The sequence below is a fragment of the Acidiferrobacteraceae bacterium genome (assembly GCA_037388825.1).
Classification (GTDB): Bacteria; Pseudomonadota; Gammaproteobacteria; order Acidiferrobacterales; family JAJDNE01; genus JARRJV01.
Genome location: JARRJV010000095.1, coordinates 1 through 8,261, shown reverse-complemented (window position 1 = coordinate 8,261; position 8,261 = coordinate 1). Strand labels below are relative to the sequence as shown.

General features: G+C 61.2%; 10 protein-coding genes. 2 read left to right on the top strand and 8 right to left on the bottom strand.

What is annotated here, in order from left to right:
* Positions 1–125 precede the first annotated feature (125 nt).
* The gene (tyrS, locus tag P8X48_12255) at positions 126–1,325 is read right to left on the bottom strand and encodes a tyrosine--tRNA ligase (protein MEJ2108078.1); all 1,200 of its coding nucleotides are present in this window, start codon (positions 1,323–1,325) and stop codon (positions 126–128) included.
* A gap of 209 nt (positions 1,326–1,534) precedes the next feature.
* Here tyrS and P8X48_12250 point away from each other — a divergent pair, with 209 nt between their 5' ends.
* Both P8X48_12250 and P8X48_12245 read left to right on the top strand, forming a co-directional pair.
* The gene (locus tag P8X48_12250) at positions 1,535–2,890 is read left to right on the top strand and encodes a peptidoglycan DD-metalloendopeptidase family protein (protein MEJ2108077.1); all 1,356 of its coding nucleotides are present in this window, start codon (positions 1,535–1,537) and stop codon (positions 2,888–2,890) included.
* A 9-nt stretch (positions 2,891–2,899) separates the two neighbouring features.
* Positions 2,900–4,021, top strand: a complete 1,122-nt coding sequence (locus tag P8X48_12245) for an anhydro-N-acetylmuramic acid kinase (protein MEJ2108076.1) — start codon at positions 2,900–2,902, stop codon at positions 4,019–4,021.
* A 63-nt stretch (positions 4,022–4,084) separates the two neighbouring features.
* On the opposite strand, the gene erpA is transcribed toward P8X48_12245, so the two are convergent.
* The 7 genes from erpA to P8X48_12210 form a co-directional block, all read right to left on the bottom strand.
* Positions 4,085–4,429 carry an iron-sulfur cluster insertion protein ErpA gene (erpA, locus tag P8X48_12240; GenBank protein MEJ2108075.1) on the bottom strand — a complete coding sequence of 115 codons (345 nt, stop codon included), beginning with the start codon at positions 4,427–4,429 and terminating at the stop codon, positions 4,085–4,087.
* Between the two features lie 119 nt (positions 4,430–4,548).
* The gene (locus P8X48_12235) at positions 4,549–4,977 is read right to left on the bottom strand and encodes a polymer-forming cytoskeletal protein (protein MEJ2108074.1); all 429 of its coding nucleotides are present in this window, start codon (positions 4,975–4,977) and stop codon (positions 4,549–4,551) included.
* Positions 4,978–4,999: 22 nt separating this feature from the next.
* Complete coding sequence (locus P8X48_12230) at positions 5,000–5,332, bottom strand: hypothetical protein (protein MEJ2108073.1); 333 nt, start codon at positions 5,330–5,332, stop codon at positions 5,000–5,002.
* Entirely contained in the window at positions 5,301–5,585 is a 285-nt protein-coding gene (locus P8X48_12225; GenBank protein ID MEJ2108072.1) for a hypothetical protein, read from the bottom strand. Before P8X48_12225 ends, P8X48_12230 begins: the two co-directional genes overlap by 32 nt.
* 74 nt (positions 5,586–5,659) lie before the next feature.
* Positions 5,660–6,691, bottom strand: a complete 1,032-nt coding sequence (gene argC / locus P8X48_12220; GenBank protein ID MEJ2108071.1) for an N-acetyl-gamma-glutamyl-phosphate reductase — start codon at positions 6,689–6,691, stop codon at positions 5,660–5,662.
* Between the two features lie 53 nt (positions 6,692–6,744).
* Positions 6,745–7,356: an adenylyl-sulfate kinase gene (cysC, locus tag P8X48_12215; GenBank protein ID MEJ2108070.1), complete on the bottom strand. Its 612-nt coding sequence runs from the start codon at positions 7,354–7,356 to the stop codon at positions 6,745–6,747.
* 13 nt (positions 7,357–7,369) lie between these two features.
* Positions 7,370–7,999 (bottom strand): putative 2OG-Fe(II) oxygenase, encoded by a 630-nt coding sequence (locus tag P8X48_12210; GenBank protein MEJ2108069.1) that lies wholly within the window; start codon positions 7,997–7,999, stop codon positions 7,370–7,372.
* Positions 8,000–8,261 lie beyond the last annotated feature (262 nt).

The window sequence follows — 8,261 nt, the reverse complement described above, 5'->3', positions numbered from 1 at the left end:
TGAAACACCCCGGCGGGGGGAAGTAAATATGGCCCCAGTGGCAAGAAATTTCCAGTCCCGGCCGACAAGCGTGCATGGCCGGTCCGGGGGATTTGGGGCCGCGTAGGCCCCTGTTTTCGCTGGATTTAGCCCACAGTGACCCGGGCAACCCGGCGCTTGCCCACCTGGATCACGTGGCTGGCTCCCGGTTTCAGGGCCAAATCGACATCTTCGACCCGTTCGCCATCGATCCGGACCGCTCCCTGCCCAATCATGCGCCGGGCCTCGGAGGTGCTGGCCGTCAGGCCGGCCTGTTTCAGCGCTGCGGTCAGAGGAATGGGCGATCCGCCAGTGGCGAGCTCTTTTTCCTGCAGGTCTTCCGGCAGGCCACCCTTCTGGAAGCGATTGACGAACTCCGCCTGCGCCTCGGCGGCCGCCTTGTCGCCATGGAAACGGCCGACGATCTCCCCGGCCAGCTCGAATTTGATGTCCCGCGGATTGGCCCCCTCGGCAACCTTATTTTTCAGGGCCGCGATCTCCGCGAGCGGGCGGAAACTCAGCAGCTCGAAATAGCGCCACATGAGATCGTCGGAGATGGACATGAGTTTGCCGAACTGCTCGCCCGCGGCCTCGTTGATCCCGATATAGTTGCCCAGGGACTTGGACATCTTGTTCACCCCGTCCAGGCCTTCGAGGATGGGCACGGTCATCACGACCTGGGGCGCCTGGCCAAAATCCTTCTGCAACTCGCGCCCTACCAGCATGTTGAATTTCTGGTCGGTCCCGCCCAGCTCGACGTCGGCCTTGATGGCGACGGAGTCATAGCCCTGAACCAGGGGATACAGAAATTCATGAATGGCGATCGGTTGGCCCGACTTGTAGCGCTTGTCAAAGTCGTCCCGCTCCAGCATGCGCGCGACCGTATGCCGCGCAGCCAGCTTGACCAGCCCGTCGGCGTTCATCTCCCCCATCCAGCTGGAATTGAACATGACCAGGGTCTTTTCCGGATCAAGGATCTTGAAGATCTGCTGCTCGTAGGTACGGGCGTTTTCGATCACGTCGTCACGGGTCAGGGGGGGACGGGTCGTATTCTTTCCCGTCGGATCGCCGATCATGCCGGTGAAATCCCCGATTAGAAACACCACCTCGTGTCCCAGTTGCTGGAACTGGCGCATCTTGTTGATGAGAACCGTGTGACCGAGGTGCAGGTCGGGCGCGGTAGGGTCAAACCCGGCCTTGATGCGCAACACCTTGCCCGACGCCAAACGGGTTTCCAGGTCCTTCTCCAGCAGGACTTCCTCGGTGCCGCGCTTGAGTTCCGACAATGCGTTATTTGTGCTTGTCATGGTCAAAATATGCCATTGAATGACGTCTTGTTTCCGATCCGGCCGGCGGCAAGGGTACCACAGGGTTGTTTTGCTGCCAGCGCTGTGCAGTTTGTTTTGACGCAGTCCGGCCGGGAACGGTAGATTACCTTTAATAAAAGACGAGGCAATCGTCGTACCAGACTATGTCGAGCCGACTACAAACAATCCTTTCGCGCCCCCGCGTTTCGGTGCGTGCGAAACAGAATCGGCGCGCGCTGCGGAACCTGGCCCCGGCCGCCCTGATCCTGATCGCCGGTTCGACCATTGCGGCCATCCACCAGGAAGGCAGCATCAATCCCGCCAACAAGGTTCACACCATCCTGTCCGCTCCGGCGGATCTGGTCCAGATTCCGGCCGTCGACGGAGGCATGAAAATCGCCCCTGTTGGCACTGGCACCGAAGCGGAGGCCGTGGGCGCGACGCTGGCTCCGGTCCGCTGGCGTGAAGTTGTTGTACAACGGGGTGACTCGGTCGCCGCCATTCTCGGCGCCCATCACCTGTATTCACCTGATCTCGCGGTCGCCCTGCTCTCGGATGCCGGAGCCGACGCATTCAACCACCTCAGGCCGGGGCGACACCTGCGCATGGAGATCGCGCCCGACGGGGCCCTGGCGCAGCTCAGCTACAACGTCGACGATGCATCCCAGGCCGTTCTTTTCCGCGGTGAAAACGGGGCCTATCGCGCCTACGTGAAGCCGCTTAAATTTGAGACGCGGCGGGCCTTTGCCTCCGGTTCCATCCGGGACTCCCTGTTTCAGGCCGGACAGGGCGCCGGCTTGTCGGACGGCCTGGTTCTGCAACTGGCGACCATCTTTGGCTGGGATGTGGATTTTTCCCTGGATCTCCGCAAAGGCGATCGCTTTTCAGTGGTGTACGAACAGAAATACCGGAACGGAGAGAAGATCGCCAACGGAGATATCCTGGCGGCGGAATTCGTCAACCAGGGGCATCGCTATCGCGCCATTGGCTACCGGGATTCGGAAGGGCATATGCGTTACTACACCCCCGCGGGCAACAGTGTCGAGCGCCAGTTCCTGCGCTCGCCGGTCCAGTTTTCCCGAATCAGTTCGCGCTATACCCGCCGGCGCTACCATCCGATTCTGAAGCGCTGGCGCGCCCATACCGGCGTCGACTATGCGGCCCGCACCGGAACGCCCGTGCACGCGACCGCGACCGGACGCATCGTCAGCCGCCGATGGCACGGTGGCTACGGCAAGACCGTGATCATCCAGCATGGATCCAAGTACAGCACCCTGTATGGTCACCTGTCCCGGTTTGCGCGGGGACAACGGAGCGGGAGCCTCGTCCATCAGGGCGAAGTCATTGGCTACGTGGGTCACACGGGTCTCGCCACTGGCCCACACCTGCACTACGAATTCCGTGTGTACGGCCACCACCGCAACCCTCTGACCGTGCGGCTACCCAAGGCCGCTCCGATCCTGGCTGCCTACCGTGAAGAATTCCACCGCCAGGCCGTCACCTGGGGTGTGGCCCTGGACCGGCTGGACGGCCGACTGCAGGTGGCCAGCGTATCCCGCCCCTGACCGGTAGTGATGTACTACCTCGGTCTCATTTCCGGCACCAGTGTGGATGGAATCGATGCGGCGCTCGCGTCCGGGGGCGAACAAGGGCTGCTGCAACTCCACACGCACCATCACCACCCCTATCCAGCCGGAATTCGGGAACAGATTCTGGGGCTCACCCTGCCCGGCGCGAACGAGATCGAGCGCATGGGCGAGCTGGACATGCGCCTGGGACAGGAGTTTGCGGACGCAAGCCTGGCACTTCTGAAGAAGGCCAGCATCGCTCCGGACGAGGTTGCGGCCATCGGCAGCCACGGCCAGACGATTCGCCACCACCATGGTACGTCGGTACGCTACACGGTGCAGATCGGAAACGCGGCGACGATTGCGGCGCGAACGGGAATCCCTACGGTGGCCGACTTCCGCAGCGGAGACCTGGCGGTCCGGGGCGAAGGCGCGCCGCTGGTTCCCGCATTTCACCAGGCACAGTTCCGCAGCACGCAATCGAACCGTGCCATTGTCAACATCGGTGGCATCGCCAACGTCACGCACCTGCCGCGGGACCCGACGGCTGCGGTGGTCGGTTTCGATACCGGTCCCGGGAATACCTTGATGGATCGGTGGATCACACAGCACCGGCAGAAGGACTACGACGCCGGAGGCGAATGGGGTCTGACGGGCAAGCCACTGGCGCAACTGCTGGATCGACTGCTTGCGGATCCCTACTTCGACCGACCCGCACCCAAGAGCACCGGCCAGGAGCGATTCAATCTTCCCTGGCTCGAAGCCGCCCTGTCCGAACTGAAGACCGCGCCGGCACCCGAGGACGTGCAGGCGACGCTGGTGCGCCTGACCGCGGTGAGCATTGCCCGCGCCTTGAGGTCCCTGGCCAGTCGGCCAGATGAAGTCTTCGTATGTGGCGGCGGGGTACACAATCCCGCACTCATGGAACAGCTGAGCACAGAACTGGCGGACGCATCGGTGGAAACGACGGCGGCCCTGGGTCTGGACCCGGATTGGGTAGAGGCCATGGCCTTCGCCTGGTTGGCACGGGAAAGGCTGGCGAAGCGCCCGGGAAACGTCGCCGCCGTCACTGGCGCAGAATGCCCGGCCATCCTGGGCGCGATCTACGCGCCCCCGTTCCGGGACTGAGCCGGCGCCAACGAAAAACGGGAGGCCGAGGCCTCCCGTCTCCAGATCCGCCAATGTCTTTGATCAGACGCCGAAGGACGAACCGCAGCCACATGTGGTCTTGGCGTTCGGGTTCTTGATCACGAACTGCGCGCCCTGCAGGCCCTCGCTGTAGTCGATCTCGGCACCCACCAGGTACTGGTAGCTCAGCGGATCGATGAGCAGGGTTACACCGCCCTTTTCCACGCGGGTATCGTCATCGGAGGCACTATCCTCGAAGGTGAACCCGTACTGGAAACCGGAGCAACCGCCGCCGGAAATGAATACGCGCAGCATCAGGTCGGGGTTGCCCTCGCCCTCGATGAGCTCCTTGACCTTGGCCGCCGCATTGTCGGTAAACAGCAAGGGGGACGGCATTTCAGTGCTCACAGCAGACATATCAAAACCTCCAGATTCTCGCCTACCCCTGTATGGGGTCGCGCGCGCCGTAGCGCAAGCTATGGGAGAATTATCGTATTCCTGAGGAAATTGGTCAAATATTGCCGTTCTCAGGCTTTTTCCTCGGAACCGCCCACGGTCTTCAGCTTCGCAATGGTTCCCTTTTGGGCCGACTCCGCGGTCTCGCGCACCAGATTGCCGTTGATCGCCGCGCCCAGGGCCATTTCAATGATCTTGTAGTGCACGTCGCCAATGATTTCCGCCTTGGGCTGCAGTTCCACCCGCTCGGAGCAGTGGACGTTTCCCTTGATGCGGCCATTGAGGATCATGTGCGGCACGGTTACATCGCCCTCCACCTCGGCATGCTCGCTCAGCACGAGCGTGCTGCTGGCATCGCCGCTGGCAATGATATTGCCGCGGATCTTTCCATCCACGCGCAGACCGCCGGTGAAGGAGATGTCGCCCTTGATCTCGGTTTTCACTCCGATCAGGGTATCAATGGTGTTGCACGCCTTCTGGCTTGATTTCGATTCCAGCATCGTTTCGCCCTCCAATCGTCATTCACGCCCGGTTTTCGGGCCAGGGATATTCCTTTTCTATGGTCTTTCCGTTTCGTCCGGTTGTCGTCACGGTCACCTTGATCTTGTGCGGCTCGAAGGCCGCGGGAAGATCAAAGTCCCCCTCCAGGTCCTGGAAGTACTTGAAATTAAAGCCGATCGCGCGGCGACTCCTCTGCGGAAACTGTAGCACGGTATCCTTGCCCGCCTGAAGCCCCGCAATTTCGAAGCGCGCACTACCCCGGATATTGCGGTCGTGCTTCAGGGCCTGGATCACTACCAGCTTGTAGTGAAAGCGCGTGTCCTTATTCCCGGGCTTGATCTGCAGGCTCTGCACCCGGATCCGCCCGCGCCAGGGAATCTCGCAAGTCCTGGTTCTCCTTCTTCCGTTCGTCGATCTGCTCCTGCAGATTCGACTGCACCTGCGAAGCCAGTACGGACTCAAAACCGGCCCGCTTCAGGCCGTAGCGATAGACGCCAAATACCACCAACAGGGTGACAACAACACCGAACGCGGCCGCCATGACCTTGGTACGGATCGGCTGGCGCGGCTTGACCACCAACTCGCTCGTCCGGTTGCGCTTTCTCATTCAGGTATCCGCCTTTGCACGGGGAAATTATAGCGTGTCATCAAGGGCAACAAACAGCGAACCATGACCCCCGGTCAGGGCATGAGCCCGGGTTGTCCGAGACCCATGGATTCATCAAGACCAAACAGGATATTCATGTTCTGCACCGCCTGACCGGCGGCACCCTTGACCAGATTGTCGATCACGGCGAGCACAACCACGGTGTCACCGTCCTGGGGCCGGTGCAGTGCGATGCGGCAGGTGTTCGTTCCGCGCACGGAACGGGTCTCCGGGTGGCTGCCAGCCGGCAACACGTCGACGAAGTGTTCACCGTCGTAGCGCTTCTCGTACAGCGATTGAAGATCCGGCGCGTCTGCGGTCAGACGCGCGTACAGCGTGGCATGCATGCCCCGGATCATGGGGGCCAAATGAGGCGTGAAGGTCAGACCCACTTCGTGACCGGCGACACGCGCCAGACCCTGACGAATCTCGGGCAGGTGACGATGACCGGCGACGCCGTAGGCCTTCATGGTATCGGCCGCCTCGCTGTACAGATAGGGTATCTCGGTCTTGCGCCCGGCGCCGCTGACACCGGACTTGCAGTCCGCGATCAGCCGGGCATCGTCAATCAGGCCATGCTCGATCAGGGGCAGGAACCCAAGCTGAACCACGGTGGGATAGCAACCGGGATTGGCGACGATGCGCGCCCCCTTGATCGATTCCCGATTGATCTCACAAAGGCCGTATACGGCCTCGCCCACCAGGTCCGGGCAGGCGTGCTTCATGCCATACCACTTTTCCCAGGTGGCGATGTCGCTGATCCGGAAGTCGGCCGCGAGATCAATCAGCTTCGTGCCCGCATCCACCAGTTCACGCGCATGGGTCATGGCAACCCCGTTGGGCGTGGCGCTGAAGACCACGTCGCAGGCCGCCAGGGCCTTGGTATCGGGTTCACTGAAGGCCAGGTCGACGTGGCCACGCAGACTCGGAAACAGTTCGGCCACGGGCCGACCCGCCTCACCGCGGGAGGTGATTACCTCCAGCTGTGCCTCGGGATGTCCCGAAAGCAGGCGCAACAGCTCAACGCCTGTATAGCCCGTCCCGCCGATGATGCCGATCTTGATCATGATTTCTGTCGAGTGGGACCCGGTCGAACACCGGGTCAGGAAAGCGATTCATATTACGCGGATGGTATCACTCCGCGGTCGCGCAACAAGGAAATTATTCGGGCGGCCGAATCGTCAAGCTCTTCACGGTCCGTGTCGACGATCAGGTCAGCCCGGTCCGGTTCCTCGTACGGAGCCGAGATCCCGGTGAAGTGATCGATCTCCCCGGCGCGGGCGCGTCGATACAGACCTTTGACATCCCGCTCCTCGCACACTTCCAATGGGCAACGACACCAGATTTCAATGAAATCGTTCTCGCCCACAAGATTGCGCACGAAGGCCCGGTCCTGGCGCATCGGGGAGATAAACGCCGTCAGCGCAATCATCCCGGCGTCGACATAGAGCTTCCCCATTTCGGCGATGCGGCGAATGTTCTCGGACCGATCCGTCTCGGAAAAGCCGAGGTCGGAACACAGGCCGTGGCGCACGTTGTCGCCGTCAAATACAAAGGTGTGGCAGCCAAGCTGGTGCAGCTGTTCCTCCACCGTATGGGCGAGAGTCGACTTGCCCGAGCCCGACAGGCCGGTAAACCAAAGCAGCGCGCTGCGATGGCCGTTCAGCTGCTCGCGCCGTGCGCGCGTCACCGTGGCGTGATGCCAGACCTTATTACTGCTCTGCGCTGTCACTTCGGAATTCAATTCAGTCCGCCGGGTTTACATTCCAGGCCAGCGTGATCCGGGTCTTGTCACCAAAATAGGGATGCACCTGGTGAACGACCCAGGCCGGGAACATCACCATGGTACCGGCCCTCATATCGGCATGAACCTCCAGGGTCAAGCGGTCTGGTTCGTCGGGACAACAGGCCGGAATACGGGGATCGAGAAATGACAAGCGCCCACTCAGTGGATACTCCTCGGTAGGCGGGTCCCCGGGTTCCAGCATGTACACGATGCTCGCCAGCGTACCCAGATGGGAATGACCGGCAAGATAGTTGTACTTCCGGTTCACATTGGCCCAGCCGAGATCAATTCTCGCCTTGCGTCCGGTGAGGTACTCGAACAGGTACTTGACCCGCTCCTCGAGGAAATCCGCTTCCGGGCAACCCCATTTGTGGACGTGCCGCACCTTGCTACCGGCGTTGGCAAAAGTATGGACGAGCGAGCCTTCCTCCTCCAGTTCCAGGATTCGGTCATAGATCTTCCGGTTCAGGTCCTGGGCGTCCTCGAAGTCCGTCACCACCATCGTGGGTTCTTCGCAGAATTTGTCGGCCTTCTGATCTGCTGGCCAAACCCACAGCCCATCCAGGATGTTGTCCGCTTTGGTATTCATCGCGCCTTCGTTGGTTTGCGAATGCGTATTCTACCCAATCGTCCCGATTTTCGGGAAAAAAGAAAAGGGACGCCGAAGCGTCCCTTTCCCGAACATCAGTTCCAAACAATCTTAGAACTTGACGATGATGCCACCGCCGTAGGTGCCAACATTGCCGGCGCCAGCACCGTTGTTGACGTAACCAACGTGGGCCTCGGCGTTCTTGCTGAACTTCTTCTGGTAGGCAATGCGATAGAAGGCATCGTTGCCGTTGTTACCCTTG